This window comes from Pseudocoprococcus catus, from assembly GCF_019734885.1.
In the GTDB taxonomy this organism is placed as follows: domain Bacteria; phylum Bacillota; class Clostridia; order Lachnospirales; family Lachnospiraceae; genus Coprococcus_A; species Coprococcus_A catus.
Genome location: NZ_JAAXCM010000017.1, coordinates 1 through 21,343, shown reverse-complemented (window position 1 = coordinate 21,343; position 21,343 = coordinate 1). Strand labels below are relative to the sequence as shown.

Below are 21,343 nucleotides of genomic sequence, written 5' to 3'. Positions count from 1 at the left end.
ATCAACATCAATAACCATATACCCTTGAGTCAGGACTTCACTTTATCTTCGCTCTGTTCCTGTTTGCATACACACATCTGTTTGCATAAATCCGTCAGCTATGCTATCATAGATATAGTATTTTGAGTATGCTTCAACATACTTTTGTATCAAGCTATTGCGAAACATCCGTTATTCTCAGACACTTATTATGTTTCGTGCCATTTATACAAACCAGGAGGAATGCAGTTTTGTGGGCAGATAAACGCTACCACTCTCTTGATTATGAGATGAAGGCCCGGTACGGGCACAAGATTTATAAGATTGCCCTTGACGGCGGCTTTACCTGTCCCAACAGAGACGGACACATTGATACACGAGGCTGTATTTTCTGCAGTGCCGGCGGTTCCGGAGATTTTGCTGCATCCAGACGGCTCTCTATTACCGAACAGATTGAAGAAGGCAAACAGCTGCTTGCAGGGAAGCGGCTTTCCGGGAAGCTTGAGGTTGGCAGCAAGGAATCCCCGATGCCTTGTTATATCGCCTATTTTCAGGCATTTACAGGTACTTACGACCATATTGAACGTCTTCGGTCTCTTTATACAGAAGCCATCCGCCGCCCGGAAGTAGCTATTCTTTCCATTGCCACCCGTCCGGACTGTTTGTCGCCTGAGGTCCTTGATCTTTTATCTGAGCTGAATCAGATCAAGCCTGTATGGATCGAGCTTGGTCTTCAGACCATTCATCCTCATACAGCGGATTATATTCGGCGCGGTTATCCACTGTCAGTCTATGATACAGCCGTCTGTGAGCTTCATGAAAGAGGCATTGAGGTCATCACCCACGTTATTCTTGGCCTTCCCGGAGAAACTACTGACGACATGCAGGCTACCGCCGATTATATCGCTCATCAGCCTATACAGGGCGTCAAGTTTCAGCTGCTTCATGTTCTTAAAGGCACTGACCTTTATACCGACTATCTGGGACAGTCATTTCAAACACTCACACTGGATGAATACACCGATATCCTCATCCGCTGTATTGAGCTGATGCCGCCTGAGATGGTCATTCATCGCATTACCGGCGACGGACCGAAGAATATACTGGCCGCCCCCGACTGGAGCCGCAATAAGAAGCAAGTACTTAATCATATTCATCATTGTATGAAGATCCGCAATACATGGCAGGGGCGCTGTTATCTGCAATAGAAAGGAGTTTTTGTTTTATGAGTCAGGATACACTTATGCTTTACAAATTAATGGTGCTTTACATGCTGAATAAGGTTGATTTTCCATTGACAAATTCCCAAATTTCAGAATTTATCCTGGACAAGGGCTATACGAATTATTTCACCCTTCAGCAGGCACTTCATGACCTTTCGGATACTGAACTGATCCGCACGGAACATATTCACAACAACTCCTACTATTCTATGAACCAGTCCGGTGAAGAAACACTGGAATTCTTCGGCTACAAGATTCCAGCGGAGATCAAGACTGAGATCGACCAGTTTTTCAATGAGCACAAGTATCACCTGAGAAGCGAGAATGAAGTCACCGCTGATTATTATGAAGATAAGAAGGACTGCTATATTGTCCGCTGCGAAATTCACGATAAGAAGGAACTTCTCGTCGGCATCACATTAAACGTCACTGATGAAGATCAGGCGACAGCCATCTGTGATAATTGGCGCAACCGACATGGTGATGTCTATGACTACCTGATCCATACACTTATGATCCGACATTAATCATCCACTTTAAAAAGAATGTGCCAAAGCACATTCTCGCGCCGAGCGCGGTCGCTTGCGACAATCTACATCTTTGCGCGAGTGCGCATTACAGGCGCGTTAGTGCCTTTTTATGTAATAAGAGCGTGCCCCAGCTTTGCTGGGCACGCTCTTATTACATAAAAAAACTGCCTGGGCAATTTCATCATGTGATTGCCCGGGCAGTTTTCCCATCACTTTTTAGTTCCTAATTCATATTTCTATCCATCTTATAATGAACGATACAGATCTTCGTACTTTCTCGCTGAGTTGCCCCAGGAGAAATCTGCCGCCATGGCTCTGTCCACAATGCGGTTCCATGCTTCTCTGTCACCATAATAAACAGACTTGGCATACTCAATCACATTCAGCATCTCATGTGCATTATAATTAGCAAAACTGAATCCTGTACCGCTTCCTGTATACTCATTGTATGGCTCCACTGTTTCCTTCAGTCCGCCTGTCTCCCTGACAATCGGCAGTGTGCCGTAGCGGAGACTCATTAATTGACTCAGGCCGCATGGCTCAAAGAGCGACGGCATAAGAAATGCATCGCAGGCCGCATAAATTCTGTGTGAACGCGTATTGTCATAACAGATACTTGCAGAAACTCTGTCCTTGTACTTCCACTCAAAATATCTGAACATATTCTCATAGCGCTGATCACCGGTACCCAGAATGACAAACTGTACATCCTCTGAGCAGATCTGTTCCATGACGCAGTCGATCAGATCCATACCTTTCTGATCTGTCAGTCTGGAAACAAGGCCGATCATAAACTTTCCGCCGTCAACCCGCATTCCAAGCTCTTCCTGCAGTGCTGTCTTGTTGTATACCTTCTCTGTCCTAAAATCGTATGGTGAATAATTGTGCACAAGCAAATAATCTGTCTCAGGATTGTATTCATCATAGTCAATGCCATTCACTATACCGGAAAGATTATTTGATCTGGCCCGCATCAGGCCATCCAGCCCTTCACCATAAAACGGATACTTGATCTCATTGGCATATTCGCCGCTGACTGTTGTGATCCAGTCTGCATAGACAAGACCACCTTTCAGGTAATTACCTGCCTGATAAGCCTCCAGCTTATCAGATGTAAACAGATAACCCGGAAGCCCTGTTACCTGCATCATATCATCTATATTCCATACGCCCTGGAACTTCAGGTTATGGATAGTCATCACAGCTTTCATATTCTGATAAAAATCACTGTATGAAGAACTATCCCAAAATTCATTCTTCAAATAGACCGGCACCAGACCTGTCTGCCAGTCGTGACAATGAATAATATCCGGTCTGAAATCGATGACACAAAGCATTGTTAGGGCAGCCTTACTGAAATAAGCAAATTTCTCCAGATCCCACAGACCATCTTCGTAAATCTTATCTCCGGAGAAATAATATTCATTATCAATAAAGTAAAATGTTACACCATCCAGCACCATCTGAAAGACACCGACATAGATCATACGTCCTGCAAGATTGATATAAAAATTCGTCATATACTCCATCTGCTGATGAAAATATTCCGGTATCACACGATATTTCGGCAATACAACCCTCACATCAAACTCTTCTTTATTGAACGCCTTTGGCAGTGATCCGACTACATCAGCCAGCCCTCCTGTTTTGATAAAAGGTACCGCTTCCGATGCCGCAAAAAGGATTTTTTTCATAAGGCTCTGCTCCTCCTGTTATTGAAATTTTACTGTATAATTCAAATATTATCAGATATTTTTTGGTTATTTTTATTATACATCAAAAATTATAACAATAAAAGCAAAAAATCCGCAAAATACTATTTTCTGTTTTTATATTCCAATCGAATCTTATCCGCAATCAATGCAATAAATTCACTGTTTGTCGGCTTTCCCTTTCCGGTATGTATCGTATAACCGAAAAGCTCATCAATGGTATCCATCTTGCCCCGGCTCCATGCCACCTCAATGGCATGCCGAATAGCCCTCTCCACGCGGCTCGGCGTTGTTTTATTCATTTTGGCAATGGTCGGATACAGCACTTTCGTAATAGAATTAATCACCTCTTTATCTTCCACTGACATAATGATCGCATCCCGCAGATACTGATACCCTTTTATATGCGCCGGCACACCAATTTCGTGAATCACATTTGTCACATCTGCTTCCAGATTCTTCTCTCTGTATTCAGATACATATTCTACTGTTCTGCCTTTAATCTGGTGTACCGGCTGAAGCATCTGCTTTTCCGTGACCTGATGGATCCTTCGAAGAATCATGTCGTTTTCAAAAGGCTTCATAATATAGTACATAGCACCGAGACTGAATGCATTCTCCGTAATATTCTCCTGACCAATGGCCGATATAACAATAAATGCCGGTCTTTTCTTCAATGATGTATCCCTATTCACCTGCTGCATAACTTCAAGTCCATCAAGTTTCGGCATGATCAGATCCAAAAGGACAACATCCGGTTCCTGATTACGGATAATATCCAATGCCTTCACACCATCATCCCCCCTGCCTATGACCTCAATATTCTTGTCCGTCTTTAATATGGCATCAAGCAGGCCAATCATTCTTTCATTATCGTCAACGATTGCAACATTGATTTTCGTCATACAACAACCTCCCTCTTTCCTTGTTTTTCACCAAGTGTTTAAATGTATTATATTATCAAAAAAAGAATGTCTCAATTATTACCAATCGCAAAAAGGAACGATTTGTGACAGGATTTTGAAAAAAATTTTTTTAAATAACCATTTATCGTCATTTTGCATCGAAACACACGACAAATTGTCAAATATTTCATCGATTTTCCAAAACAATCTTTGCCGAATCTGATATTTTTCCGATTTTTCCTACTTATCTGTATATTTCTTGCTCATCTCTGCAAAACATGATACACTTTATAGTTGAACTATTAAGAACAATTACAGCAATTTTAGAAAAAGAGGTTTTTTATGCAAAAAAGGAATGCAGGCAGTGTAGACCTGACAAATGGATCAATCCCCGGCGGTATTTTGGCTTTTACCATTCCGCTGTTTCTCGGGCAGCTGCTTCAGCAATTTTATAATATGGTGGATGCCTGGGTTATCGGCAATTTTGCCGACAATAATGCCTTTGCTGCAGTTAGTTCCACCGGAACAATTGTTTTTCTGATTATCGGTTTTTTTGCAGGCATTGCCACCGGCGGCGGCGTCATCATCTCCCGCTACTTCGGTGCCCAGGATGGAGAAAATGTCTCCAAAGCTGTTCATACCAACTTTCTGATGGGTCTGATTGCCTCAATCATCGGTACGGCCGCAGGCCTTTTTCTTGCACCGCATCTTCTTGTGTGGATGGGTACACCGGATTCTGTAATGCCCCATGCTCTGAGTTATCTCCAGATTTATTTCGGCGGCGTGTCTACGGTTATCATGTACAATATCTGTATGTCCATCATGCGTGCCCTTGGAGACAGCATCCATCCCCTTTATTATCTGCTGTTCTCATCCATTGTGAATATTCTTCTGGATCTGCTTTTTGTGGCACATCCCGCCTTTCACTGGGGCGTTGCAGGTGCTGCTGTTGCAACCGTTATCTCTCAGGGGCTCAGCGTTATTCTCTGTCTGTTTCGTATGTGCAGATTGAAGGATTATACCCGTTTGGATTTCCGAAAAATCCGCTATCACGCATGGATGATGAAACAAGTGCTTCATCAGGGACTGCCCTCAGGCATTCAGAATGCAGTTATCACCGTCGGCAACCTGGTGATTCAGAAGAATATCAATTCCTTCGGCGCTTACGCTATGTCCGGAATGGGGGCCTACTCCAAGATTGAGGGATTCGTTTTCCTTCCGATCATGAGTATGGCCATGGCACTTCCGACCTTTGTCAGTCAGAACCTGGGGGCCAGGCAATACCATCGTGCCAAAAAAGGCGCCGTTTTCGGCATCTTATTTGGCATGATCACTGCTGAGGTTACCGGACTTCTGATCTACTTTTTTATTCCATATGCACTGAAGATTTTCGGCAGTACACAGGAAGCCATTGCCTACGGCACTATTCACGCCCATATTGTCAGTCTGTTCTTTTTCCTGTTGGCCTTTTCCCACTGCGCTGCCGGTGTCATGAGGGGCTGCGGCTATGCTGTTGTACCAATGGCGGGAATGCTGCTTTTCTGGTGCGGCCTGCGTATCGTCTACGTCACCACAGCACTCCGGTTCTTCCCGGTTTTTCAGATGATTTCCTGGGCCTATCCGCTGACATGGGGATGCAGTACCATCCTGTTTCTGATCTTCCTGTTCAAAGCCGACTGGCAGCATCATTTGGACTAAATGTGTATGCTATCATTGATTTGATTGATAGTTTGCACTGAACATTTTTCAAAGGCTGTTCGCACAATTGCGAATGGCCTTTTTTATTTACGCGAGCAACGAACCAAAGTCCGTGCTTGCACGAGACCTTGGTGACTGCCGCGATAACTTGAGAAACTCGCGGAGCGTGTTTCTCATAGTTTTCTGGAAATATATGTAAATTATTCCAGTTGTATAGGTGATTTTTCACTATATCACCACTTTAATTCCCTAAATTTTTCATACTTTTTTACGTTGACAAAATAAATTATCAAGGGCTATAATACTGCTAACGAAAAGTTAAAGGCGATGACGAAGAGAAGTAGCGCTGTTTATCGCTTCCAGTGAGTGGAGAGAGTGAGAACCCACAGAATGAATCAGCGTGAATAACACTTTAACAGCCGCAATCTGAACAGCATTTTGCCCAGTAGGTGCGCCGTCAGCTGGACGTCAGACAGCAGGAGGTTTTTGCCTCTGTTGAGAGACTGCATTGCAGTAATTCAGGTGGTACCGCGGATTTTATATTCGTCCTGAACGATCATCGTTCAGGGCGATTTTTTATTTACGCGAGCAACGAGCCAAAGTCCGTGCTTGCACGAGACCTTGGCGTTGCTAAGCGCCAGTGGCGCTTGTTTAGCAACGACCGAAACGGAGTGTAGAGGCCGCGATAACTTGAGAAACTCGCGGAGCGTGTTTCTCATAGTTTGCAGGGAATAGGCTGCAGGCGCAGGAATGTGCCAAGGCACTTGTTATATCTTTCGTCCTGGACATCTCAGCAGATATGATTGAATATCACAAAATGAAAGGGGACCAATTATGACAACACCAAACATTTACCGCAGCAGAATTTTAAACGAGATCAGCGAAAGCGACGTTGGCAAGACCATCCGTGTCGCAGGCTGGGTTGAAAATATCCGTGACCACGGCGGTGTATCTTTTATTGATTTGAGAGATATGTACGGTGTCCTCCAGGTTGTTTTAAGAGACACTTCTCTCCTGGACGGTATTACCAAAGAGAACTGCATCTCCATCGAAGGTGTCATTGACCACCGTGACGAGGAGACTTACAATCCGAAGATTCCTACAGGCACTATCGAACTTGAAGCTCACAGCATCGATATGCTGGGCAAGGTTTATCACCAGCTGCCTTTTGAGATTATGACTTCCAAGGAAATCCGTGAAGATGTCCGTCTGAAGTACCGTTATCTTGACTTAAGAAACCAGAAAGTCAAAGACAACATCATTTTCCGTTCACAGGTCATCAGCTTCCTTCGTCAGAAGATGACAGAGATGGGATTTCTTGAAATTCAGACACCGATCCTCTGCGCTTCTTCTCCTGAAGGTGCCAGAGATTATATCGTACCATCCAGAAAGTTCAAAGGTCGTTTTTACGCATTACCTCAGGCTCCGCAGCAGTACAAACAGCTACTGATGGTTTCCGGTTTTGATAAATACTTCCAGATCGCACCATGTTTCCGTGATGAGGATGCCCGTGCAGACCGTTCACCGGGCGAATTCTATCAGCTGGACTTTGAGATGAGCTTCGCTACTCAGGAAGAGGTTTTCCGTGTAGGTGAAGAAGTTCTGACAGCCACTTTTGAAAAATTTGCACCGGAGGGTGCTTCTGTCACAGCTGCCCCTTATCCTGTGATCAGCTACAAGGATGCTATGCTGCAGTTCGGCTCTGACAAGCCGGATCTCAGAAACCCGCTGCGTATCATGGATGTCACAGAATTCTTCCAGAGATGTACATTCAAACCTTTCCTGAAACGTACCGTCCGTGCCATCAGGGTTCATGCCGATATGTCCAAGGGTTTTCATGAGAAACTGCTGAAATTCGCCACTTCCATCGGTATGGGCGGCCTTGGTTACCTGGAAATCATGGAAGATAAGAGTTATAAAGGCCCCATTGACAAATTTATCCCTGATGACATGAAGCAGGAATTTGCTGAACTCACAGGTCTTGAAGTGGGCGATACGATTTTCTTTATTGCGGATAAAGAAGAACGTGCTAACCTTTTTGCCGGACAGCTCCGCAACGAACTGGGTGAACGTCTTGACCTGATCGAGAAGAATGCCTTCCGCTTCTGTTTTGTCAATGACTTTCCGATGTATGAATACAACAAGGACGAGAAGAAGATGGATTTCACACACAACCCATTCTCTATGCCTCAGGGCGGCCTTGAAGCACTGAACACCATGAACCCTGAAGATATCCTGGCTTATCAGTATGATATCGTCTGCAACGGCGTAGAGCTTTCCTCCGGTGCTGTCCGCAACCACGATTTGGATATCATGGTCAAAGCCTTTGAAATCGCAGGCTACAGTGAAGAAGACCTGAAGACAAAATTCGGTGCCCTCTACAACGCTTTCCAGTTTGGTGCCCCGCCACACGCCGGTATGGCCCCTGGTATCGACAGAATGATCATGCTGCTGAGAAATGAAGACAACATTCGCGAAGTGATTGCCTTTCCAATGAACGGCAACGCACAGGATCTCATGTGCGGCGCACCGGGTATTGTCACTGAGACACAGCTGAGAGAAGCACATATTAAAGTGCGCGATTAATCTATTTCATTGTATTTTCAGTAAATATATAAAGACCTCACAGGCAGGATTTGATATGCTCCCTTCTAGGTAGACAATTGAAATAATAAAACTGTTTATCTAGGAGGGAGTGTTTTTATTGGGAAGAAAAGTTAAGTATAGTTCCAAAGAAAAGATAAATGCTGTGAAAGAATATTTAGATGGAAAAGACAGCATAAATTCAATTGCCAAACGCTTAGATATTACATTTCAGGCTTTCAAGCAGTGGGTAAATAATTATGAAGCAATGGGGGCTGATGCTTTTATGACTTATCATAATAAGCATTACTCCAAAGCAGAGAAAGAACAGGCGGTTGCAGCATATTTAGCAGGTGAAGGTTCACATATGGACATCTGCAAAAAGTATAAAATTCATTCAACTACTCAACTCAGAAGATGGATTAAGAAGTATAATGGTCATGAGGAGCTTAAAGCTTCCGGAACAGGAGGATTGACCATCATGACTAAAGGAAGAAAAACATCTTTTGAAGAACGAATAGAAATCGTAGAATACTGCATTGCTCATGATCATAATTATACAGCTACTGCTGAAAAGAAACGAGCTGAAATGGAGGCGTCTTTCTTAAAAAAACTCGACGAAATAGAGAATAGGCAGGGCTAAGCCGATTAAGATACACACAGATTTACCTGGCAATAAAGGAAGAGCATGAGGAACAGGGATATCCGATAACAGAACTTTGCAAACTAGGTCAAGTGACTCGTGCAGCCTATTATAAATGGCTTAACAGAGAAATTCCGGTTAATGAATTAGAAAACCAACGAATTGCAGAAAAAATTGAAGAGATCCATAAGGAAAGTCCAGATAAAGGATACCGTAGAATACGTGATGACCTTGAACGGTACCATGATATATACGTAAATGATAAGCGTGTACTTCGTATATGCAGAAAGAAAGATATAAAATCAACGATAAAGTATGCCAATAATGGATGTACACGACAGGCAAAAAATCCTCAATACCTAGCAGAAAACATTTTACAAGTCGGGAATCTCTGATAAAAATGATTGAAGAATATATTGTGTATTACAATAATAAACGTTTACAAAGAAAACTTGGTGTAGTGACACCAATGGAAAATATACTAATTATTTAAAGGCAGCATAGGAGGTGCACATATGATCCTGGAAGATTTTTTTGCTAATCCGGATTCCGCAGAAAATCAAAATGAAATATCTGTTCAGCCAGATGTTGATGCGCAGACATCAGAGCAGGACAGAATACCCCGTAGCTTATCAGACACGCATGAGCGAAGATTCAGAGCAAATCTTGTACGATATTATGACGAAGAAACCGCAAAGATTATTATGGAGGCGAGAGCACAGATGCTTTACGCATGCCAATCGTCAAATTCTTCTCATCATCAAAGACAGGCTAGGCAGCTTTATATGGATCATAAGATTTATCAAAGCCCTGAGCTTTCGCGTATGCCTTAAGCTGCTTGATTATCCTGTTAGCATACTTGGGATTATTTTCAGTAACAAATGCTTCAATACCGGAAGAATCAAAGATGGTCATATCCGCTTTTGCAGAGTTGATCGCCTGACAGATAGGCTCGGTAACATCAACAAGGTTATCGAAAACAAGCTGGAGGTCATCTAAAAAATCCTGTTTGAATCGTGTGATTTTGGAAGCGTCTGGAACTTTAGTAAAACCCAGGTTTGTCATTTTCAAATTTTTCATGGCAATCTAAAAAAATATCTGCCAAAGAAAGCTGTTTATATGGTATAATAAGTATTAGAATAACTCCTTTCTTTGGTGATTAGTTTATAGTTTTTAGTCAACTCTATTATACCATATCCGGTGAGGAGTTATTTGTTTTTAGGTAACAAAAAATGCCGTATTTATGTGGCTTGTGGCGTTTCGCAAACGCCTAGCTGAAGCTACTTTGAGAGGAGGCGCCTATGAAACGCTTTTTGGCCGCGCTTTTGGCGGCATTGACTGTATTTACCCTTACAGGCTGCGGAAAAACAGAGAATCCCGCTGAACCGGTGACGCCGGGACAGGCAGAGGAACCCGCCACGCCCACGGAACCGGAGCTGACGCCGGAGGAAATCGCGGAACAGGAACGTCTGGCGGCGGAAAAGGCCCGTGAAGAACGGCTGCAGGGACTACTGGACTCCATGACCTTAGAGGAAAAGGTGGGACAGCTTTTCTTCGTCCGGTGCCCGGAGACCAACGCCGTGGAGGATATTTCCACCTACCATTTAGGCGGCTATCTGCTGTTCGGACGAGACTACAAGGACGGCGACAACTGGCTGACGCGGGAGCAGTTCATCCAGAAAATCGAGAGCTACCAGGATGCGACCGCTATCCCCCTGTTTATTGGAAGCGACGAGGAGGGCGGCACCGTCACCCGGGCCAGCCGAAACCCTAACCTCTTCTCTGAACCCTTCAAATCTCCTCAGAAGCTGAACTACATCGGCGGCATTGAAGAAATTCTCCGGGATACGGACACCCGAAGCCGGGAGCTGCGGGCGCTGGGCATCAATGTAAATTTCGCGCCGGTGTGCGACGTGTCCACCGACCCGAAGGATTTCATCTATGACCGGACGCTGGGGCAGGACGCGAACATGACAGCGGATTATGTGAGGCTGGTGGTGCCGGCCATGACAGAGGGCGGTACGCTGCCGGTACTGAAGCACTTCCCCGGCTACGGTAATAACGCAGACACCCACACCGGCATCGCCGTGGATCAGCGGCCGATGGAGACCTTTGAGACTGCCGACCTGCTGCCCTTCAAGGCGGGGATCGAGGCCTGGACTCCTTTTGTGCTGGTGAGCCACAACATCGTCAACTGCATGGACCCGGAGCTGCCGGCGTCCCTCTCCCCTGCCGTTCACAAAATTCTGCGGGAAGAATGCGGCTTTGACGGCATCGCCATCACCGACGATCTGGCGATGGACGCCGTGAAGGCCTACGCCAAGGACGGCGCTGTAGTTGTGCTGGCCTTGCAAGCGGGAAACGATATGGTTGTTACCACGGACTACCGGACCCAGATCCCCGCCGTCATTGCGGCGGTGCAGGAGGGCACATTGGATGAAAGCGTCATCGATGACGCCTGTCTCCGGGTACTGCGGTGCAAGGACACCTTTTTGAGGATTCCCGAAAACAATCCCTGATTGGATATTTCATGAAAACAGCCTGATTTGCTGCATTTTTTTGAAAATGTGCAACCAAAACGCCTCTTTTTTCGTCTTTCCTTGTGAACAGCTATTGGAAAGACCGGTCTATGGGAAAGGAGCATTTCTATGAAAAAGTCTCTGCGTTTTTGCGTTTTACTAACTTTCGCCGCCGCGCTGCTGACGGTCTCCGTCTTTGCGGACACTTTGATAAGAAGAAACCCACCTCTGCATAGAGGTGGGTTTCTTCTTATCATTTTTCAACTATCCAAATATGTTCTGGGCTAAATCGAAAGTATAATATGGTGATGGCAGAAACCGGCAGCGGGGATAGTAACTATCATGAATATATTGAAAATGTTTATGTGTTAAGTGAAACGCTGGATGGATATGAGGAAATATCTAGGACAGATGGCAAGCGAAGTAATTTTTTTGAATATTCGAATAAAGAAAATAATTATTATACTTTTTCTCAGATGGTTGGAGAAATAAATAACTGGATTAATAATAATGATTCTCAAAAAGAGTTATGCAAAATATTAGATGGTACAGGCTATTTTCAACAAAAAAAATCCAATTATCTAATTTTGGCATACGATGGATATGTTTTTAAACTATCAGGAGATATTTCAAAAAATGAAATGATTCAGCTTGCTAATTCATTAACCTTAGTAAATGAAGGAGATTTATATTGAAAAAGATTATTGCATTAATATTGGTTGTAGTATTGTCGTTTGGTGTATGTAGCATTTCTTTTGCATCAGGAATAGAAGATGATAATAATGATTATAGCTGGGAATTGTCGCAAATTGAAGGAGCACCTAAAATTGAACGTTGGAAATATACGTCTGATACTTCTCAAGGATGTTTAGTGGATGGCGGACAATATATTGGTAATGCGTCAGTTACAGGTAATAAAGGAGTTACAAAAATTATTATATTTATGTATCCACAAAAAAATCTGGTGATGGTTGGACAAATTTGACAACATTCAAAGATACACTCGCAGCATAGAAAAACTGCCACCAGATTCACATCTGATGGCAGAAATATTTTTTATTTTTTCTATTGTCTACTTGACGGGAAGCAGTTCAATTATATTCTACATATCCTATCTGTGAGGCCTTATAAAGTGAAAGCATTTTCCAAATCTTTTCAGTCTCTTTGCAAACTGATATCTCCGCTTTGAATAAGCGTTACCAAAAATTGGACTCTTCCCTCATCTCTGCTATCTTTCATCGTATCTTACAGTGCTTTACATCTGACAGGCGCCGCAATTTAATATTATTGAATTCGATTTCTGAGGTTTTCACCTTTAAGATAAGCTGCCAAATTTGCGGCTGCAATATCCACAATGTGCTCAAATGTCTCCGGCAGATGGAACTGTCCGGATATATGCGGTGTCATCATCAGGTTCGGCAGCTGCCACAATGGGCTGTCTGTCGGCAGCGGTTCCATTTCTGTCACATCAATTCCCGCAGAGGCAATCCATCCCTCAGAAAGTGCTTCATACAGGACTTCTGAAGCCACTGCGTCTCCTCTTCCGCTGTTTAAGAAGATGGCAGTGTCCTTCATGGCCATCAATCGTTCCTTTTTGTACATATGATGCGTTGCAGCTGTTGACGGCACAAATGAGGCGACCACATCCACCTTCGGCAGCCATTCATCCAGTTCATCCATGGTATGTAATTCATGAACACCTTCCGGGCACGGCCCCATGGAGCGTTTCAGACCAATGACATGGGCGCCAAGAGCACTGGCCAGTCTGGCAAAATGCAGACCGATATCTCCCAGTCCCACAACAAGCACTATGGCATCTGTGATGGATGTGACTGTACCAAAATCACTCCACTCGTTCTTTTTCTGGGCATCTCTGTATAAATTCAGCTTCTTCTGCAGCATCAGAAGCATGGCAAAGCTATGCTCTGCCACAGCCTTGCCGTAAACACCTGTGGCACTGTTAAAATCTCCGGCTTCACATAAGCATCTGCACCGGCAGAATTCAGCTGCAGCCACTGCAGACCTTCCGGTGCATGCAGTCTGTCCGGCTTCACATTGCCGATAATCACATCTGCTGCTTCAATCATTTCTTCTGTTGCCGTCTGCGGTGACGCATACACAAACCGGCAGCCTTTACCGGCACGCTCCAACTTCTCTTTATGTCTCTCCTCTGTGGGAATCACAACCAAAACCGTTTTTTCCATCATAACCTCCATAAAACCTCTGCGTAATCAATAAGTTTAGGCCTGGCGGCAAATATTGAAAAGACGAAATGCCTGCTCTGCTGTGTCTGTCAAGTTTTGTTTGGCATTTTCAGGTTTCATGGCTTCTTCCAGTGTTGAGATACCGCGAAGGATTGGGAAGAATGCATCGATGCCGTTTTTGTTGCACTCTGTGGCATCTTTTGTCACACTGCCGGCAAAGGCCAGTACAGGAATGTCAAATTTTTGGGCCAATCCGGCAACCCCCACAGGTGCTTTGCCCATGGCTGTCTGGAAATCCAGTCTGCCTTCGCCTGTTACAACAACATCTGCTCCTTTGACATAGGATTCCAGTTTTGTTTCTTCCAGAACGATTTTGATCCCGGACTCAAGAACTGCATTGGTAAATGTCAGAAACGCAAATCCCAGGCCGCCTGCTGCGCCTGTCCCCGGCTCATTAAGATCGGCTTTCGGAAATTTTTCCCTTGCAAGAGCTGCATAATAACGAAGCCATTTATCCATCTCCATAATCATGGATGGATTGGCACCCTTCTGCGGGCCGTAGACAGCACTGCATCCATTTTCACCACAAAGGGGATTCGTCACATCACAGGCGATTTTGAATTCACATTCCGCCAGCTCCGGCAGGACGTAAGTATCTGTAATTGTCTCTAATTCTTTGAGACCGATGGCACCAAAAGGCACCTGCTGGCCGTCTTTGTTAAGGAAACCATACCCCAATGCCTGCAGCATACCGATACCGCCATCGTTTGTGGCACTGCCGCCAATACCAACAATAAATCTGCGGCATCCTTTTTCAATGGCATCACGAATGACTTCACCTACACCGTAAGTTGTTGTATAAAGCGGATTCTTCTTGGTATCCGGTACAAGTGTAATACCCGCTGCACCTGACATCTCAATCACTGCGGTCTTTGTCTCAGCAATAATGCCGTACTCACATACAACCGGCTCACCCAAGGGGCCTGTCACTTTCACATACTGTAATGTCCCATTCATGCCGCATACAAGAGCCTCAACCGTACCCTCTCCGCCATCTGCCAACGGCCGGATGACCACCTCTGCCTTGGCATCTGCTTTTCTGATGCCCTCCGCAATGGCCTGCCCTGCCTCAATAGAACTTAAACTGCCTTTCAAAGAATCAATTGCAATCACTGCCTTCATTTGTTGATACCTCCATACGTTACGTACTTGCTGTACATTGACTGCATCCGTTAACCGAGATGCACTCTGTCGTTTTTATTTTCTTACTGAAAGTATATCCTTTTTTTTGCTCTGCATATATGTTAAATAGAACAATTTTCTTGTATACATCTGGCATAAATTGTTATTCATACTTTTTTATGATAAAATAGGTGTAAATAATCCATCGCAATGGCAGGTTCATAATATGAAAATCGCTATTATCAATGAAAATGCAAGAAATGGCTATGGTATACTTGTAGAATTATAAATCGGAGGTACGCTATGTTCAAAATCGACAGAACCCTTGCAGCACAGGTCGTCAACACCGTGAAGGACGTCTGCGGGCAGGATGTAAATTTTATTAACCAGTCTGGCATTATTTTTTCCAGTACGGATCCGGAAAGAATCGGCACCTTTCATGAAATCGGCCATCAGGCGGCTCTTACAGGCGAAACGATTGAGGTCCGTGCCGATGACAATTTTCATGGCACACGCATGGGCATCAACCTGCCTGTTTACTACAATCAGACCTTCATGGCCGTGATCGGCATTACCGGACAGCCGGATGAAGTCCGCAAATATGCCCATCTGGCGGAGCGCATCACGCATCTGCTGATCCGTGAACGGGAACTGAACACCATCAGCCGCAATCAGGCGGACAAGCGTCATTTTGCTATGGAAGCGCTGATCCACCAGACTTCTGCCAACATGGATTATCTTAATGCCTGCCTGAAAGAATGCGGCATCAATATTACCCAAAAATACCGAATCCTGCTGATTCGTGCAGCCGCTGAAAGTCCTTCCGACAATCTTTCTCTGCTGGAGCAGAAAATCCATCAGTTTTTTGAAATGCTTTCTATAAGACTGTATACCTTTTACTATCCGAATGAATATGTCGCTGTGGTTTTGCCGTCACAATTGGAACACAACGCTTATATTCTGGAACGCTTTGCAAAGGATCATCAGATATCCCTGAAAATGACTGTCGGCAAAATGACCTCTGTCTATCAATTGTGTGATTCCTATCAGACAGCTGTTACCGCCATGAAACATTTTTCAATTCAGACAGAAGGGTATATTTGCTTTGATGATCTCGGTCTTGAGCTCATTTTCTCCGGGCTGAATCCACTGGAAAAAGCCGAATTTCTCTCCAAGACCTTATCCACTCTGGATGAAAACGAACGTCATCTTCTCACTGCTTACTTTGAAAATGATATGTCCCTGTCCGGGACAAGCCGGCAGCTTTTTATACACAAAAATACACTGCAGTATAAACTGAATCATATTTTCAAGAAATCCGGGCTGAATCCGAGAGCCTTCAGGGATGCGGTAATGCTGTATCTTGGATTGAACCTGGCTAAATAGTCCGATTCACTTTTTTAGTATAACTTATCAATATAAAATCTCCTCCAAAATAGTATTGACAAAAACTGTTTATGCTTTATAATGTTAAACAGATATCTCAAAGGCAATGACTGAAATAAGTAAGCCATAGTGGAACATCCAGAGAGCTGCCGGTTGGTGGAAGGCAGAGGGGAAGCTATCGCTGAATACCTTCACAAGCTGCGCACCGAACGATTCCAAGTAGGCTGCGACGGAATGCAACCGTTAGTATGCACAAGTATTGACAGATACTTGATAAGTACAGTTATGCGAATAGCTGTTTAATTAAGGTGGTACCGCGAGTTATTCCTCGTCCTTATACAGGACGGGGATTTTTTTATTTCATACAATTTTGAAAGGAGAACTTCTCATGACTTTATATGATGAACTGGTAGCCAGAGGCCTGATTGCCCAGGTTACAGATGAAGAAGAAATCAAGGAACTGATCAACAACGGAAAGGCAACTTTCTACATCGGTTTTGACCCTACCGCTGACAGTCTTCATGTCGGCCATTTTATGGCTCTTTGCCTGATGAAGCGTCTGCAGATGGCAGGCAACCGTCCAATCGCCTTAATCGGCGGCGGTACAGCTATGATCGGTGACCCATCCGGCCGTACAGATATGCGCCAGATGATGACACCTGAAACCATCCAGCACAATGTTGACTGTTTCAAGAAACAGATGTCCCGTTTCATTGACTTTTCAGACGGCAAAGCACTGATGGTCAACAACGCTGACTGGCTGATGAACTTAAACTATATCGAGCTGCTTCGTGACGTCGGCGCCCACTTCTCTGTTAACCGTATGCTGACAGCTGAATGCTACAAGCAGCGTATGGAACGCGGATTAAGCTTTCTGGAATTCAACTACATGATCATGCAGAGCTATGATTTCTATGAGTTATTCCAGAGATACGGCTGTAATCTGCAGTTCGGCGGTGACGATCAGTGGTCCAACATGCTGGGCGGTACAGAACTGATTCGACGTAAGCTCGGCAAAAATGCATCTGCTATGACGATTACACTGCTTCTGAACTCAGAAGGCAAGAAGATGGGCAAGACTCAGTCCGGTGCTGTATGGCTTGACCCTAATAAGACATCTCCATTCGACTTCTATCAGTACTGGAGAAATGTGGGCGACGCAGATGTTCTGAAATGCCTGCGTATGCTGACTTTCCTGCCGCTTGAGCAGATTGACGAGATGGATAAATGGGAAGGCAGCCAGTTAAATCAGGCCAAGGAAATCCTCGCCTTTGAACTGACTAAGCTTGTTCACGGTGAAGAGGAAGCCACAAAGGCTCAGGAAAGTGCCCGTGCACTGTTCTCAGCAGGAAGCGCTGCTGATATGCCAACCACAACACTGACAGAAGCTGATTTAAGAGATGGAAGCATCGATATCCTCGGTATCCTTGTAGCTGCAGGCCTCTGCCCGACACGTTCTGAAGCAAGACGTAATGTTCAGCAGGGCGGTGTTACCGTCAATGGTGAAAAAGTTACTGATTTTAAAGCAGCTTACACACCGGAAGACATTATGAAAGAAGACTTTGTCGTACGACGCGGCAAGAAAAAATACAGCAAGATTGTGTTTGAATAAAACAGAGGGGACGGCGCTCTAAGTATTCTTTGGCGTGTCATCCCTGTATATCAAATGGAATTCAAAAAGAGACATTCATCCCAGGCACGTTCGCACTGCCAGCATTTGGCAGTGGTACATAAGATGCTAAAGAACAGCATCTAAGTACCAGCCAATGCTGAAGCACCTGGGATTGAATGTCTCTTTTTGAATTCCATATTTTATTTTCTGCTGACACGCCATTTGAAGATACCAATGCGCCGTCCCGTTATTTTTTTCAAAAACAATCTTGCCATCGGCACTGATTATGACCTCAAATCTTAACGTCATTCATTCTATTTAGTGTCCTCATTGAATTTGTCCAGGGCTTTCTGCAGTTTTTCTACGTTTCTGTCTGCAAAGCAGTATCCTTTCATGCCGCAGGCTGCGGCGCCGTCGATGTTGAGCTGAAGGTCATCGATGAAGTAGCTTTCTTCCGGTTTGAGGTTGAATTTTTCAAATAAACGCTCATAGATTTCTTTCTGCGGCTTTAGCAGTTTTTCTTCTGCTGAGAAGAGGATGCCATCGAAGCTGTCTACTTCCGGCAGCAGTTCCTGATAGCACATCGGCAGACGCAGGGAGGCATTGGAGCAGATATACAGTTTGAAACCACGCGCTTTCAGGTCCTGGATGACTGGAATCATTGCTTTGATGGGCTTCATATTATAGAGATGCCAATCCCGCATACACAGTCTTGCCGCTTCATGGAGCCGCTTCGGCAGACGGGCGCACATCTGGTCAAGGGCCTGTTCCTCCGGCATCACACCCATATCCAGATAAACCCATTCCGGTGACTGAAAAATTGCCGTAAATACGCGTTTCCTGTCCTTTTTATTCTTTATGTAATGTTTACATACCTTGCGGCCATCATAAGCCACAAGAACATTCCCCATATCAAAAACAATATTCTTTATCATATATTTTTCCTTTCAAGAGTCATGATTTCCATTTTCTGTTACTTTCACATCTTAGCATATATTGCCCTGCAAATCTATCATCTATTGTTTAAGGATAAAATATAGCTTGATTCATCAATAAAGTTATATATCACATTTATCGGTAGATCACTACATGATCTCCTTCCAGAATCTCTGTCTGACCATTTGGAATGATATTTTCATTGCCCCGCCGCACCAGTACGATCAGCGTTCCGTGAGGGAGCATCAACTCTGCAATGGTTTTATTGCACCAACGATGTTTTGGGCTAATCTCCTGCTCCTCAAGATGTTCCTGACCGCCGGACTCATAGGCCGGAACACTGAGAACAATGGTATCTCCCGCCAGTATCCTTGTATCACCGCCGGGAATCAGTGTCTCGCCATGGCGTTTGATCATCACAGCTAATGAGCCTGTTGGCATGCTGACATCTTTCACCAGACGGTTCTCCCAGTTATGTCCCTCCGGAATTTCCATCTGCATCATGGTAATTTCTGATGCTTCCTTATAATCGTTAAAAGTCATACGGACATCGCAGCTATCATCCACCATCTTCAGCTTTTCTGCTACAAATGGCAGAAAAGTCCCCTGTATGGCAACAGATAAAAGAGCCACCATAAATACTGTATGAAACAATGTATCTGATGATGACGAACTGGCCGCGATCACCATAATGGCGAACACGATGGAGGCCGCACCTCGAAGCCCTGCCCAGGAAATCATCAGGCACTGCCTGCTGCTGCATTTAAAAGGCTTCATAATCAGAAATACTGTAACCGGACGGATGATCACCGTCAGTACGATGGCAATCGCCAGGGATACAAAGAAAATCTGCGGCAGCTTGTGTGGAAAGGACAAAAGTCCCAGCAAGAAGAACAGAACAATCTGAGCCAGACCGGTCATGCCGTCAAAAAATGGGATCAGCGTTTCTTTGCCTCTGATATTGCTGTTTCCCAGCAAAATCCCCATGAGATAAACCGTCAGAAATGCATTGCCGCCGATGGCCTCAGATAAACCGAAGGCAATCATCACCAGGGCGGTCACAAGGATCATATCCATGCCTGCTGCCTGCATCGTTCCCTTCTTCAGTAAAAGAATGCCAAGGGAAGCAGCCGCTGCGCCGATAGCCAGGCCGAACACCACCTGGGCAAAAATCATATAGGGCAGGGAGCTGAGACTTCCGCCTGTTTTCATCATGATACCGATCATTGTCAAAAGATAAGCCACCGGGTCATTACTGCCGCTCTCCATCTCAAGAATAGACGCCGTACCATCCTTTAAATTCAGCTTTTTCGTTCGTAATACGGAGAAGACACTGGCTGCATCCGTTGATGATAACACAGCTCCCATCAGAAAGGCATCGACGAAATCAAACTTCAAAACCACCAAGCAGAATACCGCTGTCAGACCGGCTGTCACAACAACACCAATAGTAGAAAGACAGATGGCTTTGACGGCCACTGGTCTTGCTGCGCTCCATTTCATATTGAAACCGCCGTAAAACATGATAAAACATAGGGCGATAAGGCAGATATTCTGTGCCAATCCATAATCATCAAAGGCAATCCGAAGAATACCGTCACTGCCAAACAGCATCCCCACACCCATAAACAGAATCAACGCCGGCATGCCGACTTTTCCTGACAGCTTCTCGGCCATCAAACATAAAAATAAAACAATTGCAACTAAAATCAGGTTTTGAGCCATAGGCAGTTCCTCCTTCACAGACTTTCAAGGCCTGATGACCAACAACATCTTCAGGCCTGAATGATCAGCTACAAAATTATTCTACCATATTATGGATACCTTTGCCAGTTAGCAGAAGATTCCTTTGCCATAATAAATCCACTCTACTGATTTTTAAGACGATTTTACCCCTCTCTCCTTACAGATGAAATTTTTCTGTATCCATATCTGACGGCACCATCATCCTCTACCAACATCACTCGGTACATTGCTCAGATCTCCTTTTCCTGTTTTTTGATCTCATTGTCTATGATTTTCATAACGCAAAAAAGCGACTATCCGGTTTCGATATCGCCATTGATAGTCGCTACTTTGCATCTATATTCATCTGTTATACACGATTTTAAGTGACATGCTCCCACCACTTAAATCACAGATTTTGAAGTGGGGGCTTCTTGCTCAATGGCTCTACTGAGCCAAGTATCTACAAGCTATCCTCGCGTGCCCCGCGATTCATTTTTCCCCAG

At 44.5% G+C, this 21,343-nt stretch carries 19 protein-coding genes, 1 pseudogene and 1 other annotated feature; of the genes and pseudogenes, 12 read left to right on the top strand and 8 right to left on the bottom strand.

Annotated elements, in window-relative coordinates:
• Window positions 1–230: 230 nt before the first annotated feature.
• The gene (locus tag HED67_RS01670) at window positions 231–1,187 is read left to right on the top strand and encodes a TIGR01212 family radical SAM protein (RefSeq protein WP_260702768.1); all 957 of its coding nucleotides are present in this window, start codon (window positions 231–233) and stop codon (window positions 1,185–1,187) included.
• A gap of 17 nt (window positions 1,188–1,204) precedes the next feature.
• Window positions 1,205–1,729 (top strand): DUF4364 family protein, encoded by a 525-nt coding sequence (locus HED67_RS01665; RefSeq protein ID WP_178439400.1) that lies wholly within the window; start codon window positions 1,205–1,207, stop codon window positions 1,727–1,729.
• Window positions 1,730–1,977: 248 nt separating this feature from the next.
• Here the strand turns inward: HED67_RS01665 and glgA are convergent, their stop codons facing one another.
• Window positions 1,978–3,426: a glycogen synthase GlgA gene (gene glgA, locus HED67_RS01660; RefSeq protein WP_178439396.1), complete on the bottom strand. Its 1,449-nt coding sequence runs from the start codon at window positions 3,424–3,426 to the stop codon at window positions 1,978–1,980.
• A gap of 122 nt (window positions 3,427–3,548) precedes the next feature.
• Window positions 3,549–4,349 (bottom strand): sporulation transcription factor Spo0A, encoded by an 801-nt coding sequence (spo0A, locus tag HED67_RS01655; protein WP_178439393.1) that lies wholly within the window; start codon window positions 4,347–4,349, stop codon window positions 3,549–3,551.
• Window positions 4,350–4,691: 342 nt separating this feature from the next.
• Between spo0A and HED67_RS01650 the strand changes: the two genes are divergently transcribed.
• The 5 genes from HED67_RS01650 to HED67_RS17510 all read left to right on the top strand — a co-directional run bounded on the left by HED67_RS01650 (window position 4,692) and on the right by HED67_RS17510 (window position 9,766).
• Complete coding sequence (locus HED67_RS01650; protein WP_221717332.1) at window positions 4,692–6,047, top strand: MATE family efflux transporter; 1,356 nt, start codon at window positions 4,692–4,694, stop codon at window positions 6,045–6,047.
• Window positions 6,048–6,881: 834 nt separating this feature from the next.
• On the top strand, window positions 6,882–8,633 hold the full coding sequence (gene aspS / locus HED67_RS01645) for an aspartate--tRNA ligase (RefSeq protein ID WP_221717331.1): 1,752 nt from the start codon (window positions 6,882–6,884) through the stop codon (window positions 8,631–8,633).
• A gap of 118 nt (window positions 8,634–8,751) precedes the next feature.
• Window positions 8,752–9,273 carry a helix-turn-helix domain-containing protein gene (locus tag HED67_RS01640; RefSeq protein ID WP_221717330.1) on the top strand — a complete coding sequence of 174 codons (522 nt, stop codon included), beginning with the start codon at window positions 8,752–8,754 and terminating at the stop codon, window positions 9,271–9,273.
• A 92-nt stretch (window positions 9,274–9,365) separates the two neighbouring features.
• Window positions 9,366–9,668, top strand: coding sequence for an IS3 family transposase (locus HED67_RS17620; RefSeq protein WP_221717329.1), 303 nt, complete (start codon window positions 9,366–9,368; stop codon window positions 9,666–9,668).
• Window positions 9,602–9,766 carry an IS3 family transposase gene (locus HED67_RS17510; protein WP_260702769.1) on the top strand — a complete coding sequence of 55 codons (165 nt, stop codon included), beginning with the start codon at window positions 9,602–9,604 and terminating at the stop codon, window positions 9,764–9,766. Before HED67_RS17620 ends, HED67_RS17510 begins: the two co-directional genes overlap by 67 nt.
• A gap of 281 nt (window positions 9,767–10,047) precedes the next feature.
• On the opposite strand, the pseudogene HED67_RS01625 reads toward HED67_RS17510, so the two are convergent.
• A pseudogene (locus HED67_RS01625) lies at window positions 10,048–10,326 on the bottom strand (ISNCY family transposase); the annotation flags it as partial.
• A 248-nt stretch (window positions 10,327–10,574) separates the two neighbouring features.
• On the opposite strand from HED67_RS01625, the gene HED67_RS01620 reads away from it, so the two are divergent.
• From HED67_RS01620 to HED67_RS01610, 3 genes are all read left to right on the top strand, one after another.
• On the top strand, window positions 10,575–11,792 hold the full coding sequence (locus HED67_RS01620) for a glycoside hydrolase family 3 N-terminal domain-containing protein (protein ID WP_117529016.1): 1,218 nt from the start codon (window positions 10,575–10,577) through the stop codon (window positions 11,790–11,792).
• Window positions 11,793–12,094: 302 nt separating this feature from the next.
• On the top strand, window positions 12,095–12,487 hold the full coding sequence (locus HED67_RS01615; RefSeq protein ID WP_221717328.1) for a DUF4367 domain-containing protein: 393 nt from the start codon (window positions 12,095–12,097) through the stop codon (window positions 12,485–12,487).
• The gene (locus HED67_RS01610; protein WP_221717327.1) at window positions 12,484–12,777 is read left to right on the top strand and encodes a hypothetical protein; all 294 of its coding nucleotides are present in this window, start codon (window positions 12,484–12,486) and stop codon (window positions 12,775–12,777) included. The genes HED67_RS01615 and HED67_RS01610 overlap by 4 nt, the downstream gene beginning before the upstream one ends.
• Before the next feature lie 299 nt (window positions 12,778–13,076).
• Here the strand turns inward: HED67_RS01610 and HED67_RS01605 are convergent, their stop codons facing one another.
• From HED67_RS01605 to HED67_RS01600, 3 genes are read right to left on the bottom strand one after another with little or no spacing between them, the layout of a single operon-like run.
• Window positions 13,077–13,808 (bottom strand): D-2-hydroxyacid dehydrogenase, encoded by a 732-nt coding sequence (locus HED67_RS01605; protein WP_260702770.1) that lies wholly within the window; start codon window positions 13,806–13,808, stop codon window positions 13,077–13,079.
• Window positions 13,694–13,996 carry a Rossmann-fold NAD(P)-binding domain-containing protein gene (locus HED67_RS16975; RefSeq protein WP_246612068.1) on the bottom strand — a complete coding sequence of 101 codons (303 nt, stop codon included), beginning with the start codon at window positions 13,994–13,996 and terminating at the stop codon, window positions 13,694–13,696. Before HED67_RS16975 ends, HED67_RS01605 begins: the two co-directional genes overlap by 115 nt.
• A gap of 36 nt (window positions 13,997–14,032) precedes the next feature.
• Window positions 14,033–15,178, bottom strand: a complete 1,146-nt coding sequence (locus HED67_RS01600; RefSeq protein ID WP_221717326.1) for a glycerate kinase family protein — start codon at window positions 15,176–15,178, stop codon at window positions 14,033–14,035.
• A 303-nt stretch (window positions 15,179–15,481) separates the two neighbouring features.
• Here HED67_RS01600 and HED67_RS01595 point away from each other — a divergent pair, with 303 nt between their 5' ends.
• Window positions 15,482–16,564 (top strand): CdaR family transcriptional regulator, encoded by a 1,083-nt coding sequence (locus tag HED67_RS01595; RefSeq protein ID WP_221717325.1) that lies wholly within the window; start codon window positions 15,482–15,484, stop codon window positions 16,562–16,564.
• Between the two features lie 97 nt (window positions 16,565–16,661).
• Window positions 16,662–16,903: a binding site (T-box leader), on the top strand.
• Window positions 16,904–16,952: 49 nt separating this feature from the next.
• The gene (tyrS, locus tag HED67_RS01590) at window positions 16,953–18,176 is read left to right on the top strand and encodes a tyrosine--tRNA ligase (RefSeq protein WP_117528550.1); all 1,224 of its coding nucleotides are present in this window, start codon (window positions 16,953–16,955) and stop codon (window positions 18,174–18,176) included.
• A gap of 314 nt (window positions 18,177–18,490) precedes the next feature.
• On the opposite strand, the gene HED67_RS01585 is transcribed toward tyrS, so the two are convergent.
• The gene (locus HED67_RS01585) at window positions 18,491–19,111 is read right to left on the bottom strand and encodes an HAD family hydrolase (protein ID WP_221717324.1); all 621 of its coding nucleotides are present in this window, start codon (window positions 19,109–19,111) and stop codon (window positions 18,491–18,493) included.
• Window positions 19,112–19,247: 136 nt separating this feature from the next.
• Window positions 19,248–20,837 (bottom strand): potassium/proton antiporter, encoded by a 1,590-nt coding sequence (locus HED67_RS01580; RefSeq protein WP_178441718.1) that lies wholly within the window; start codon window positions 20,835–20,837, stop codon window positions 19,248–19,250.
• Window positions 20,838–21,343 lie beyond the last annotated feature (506 nt).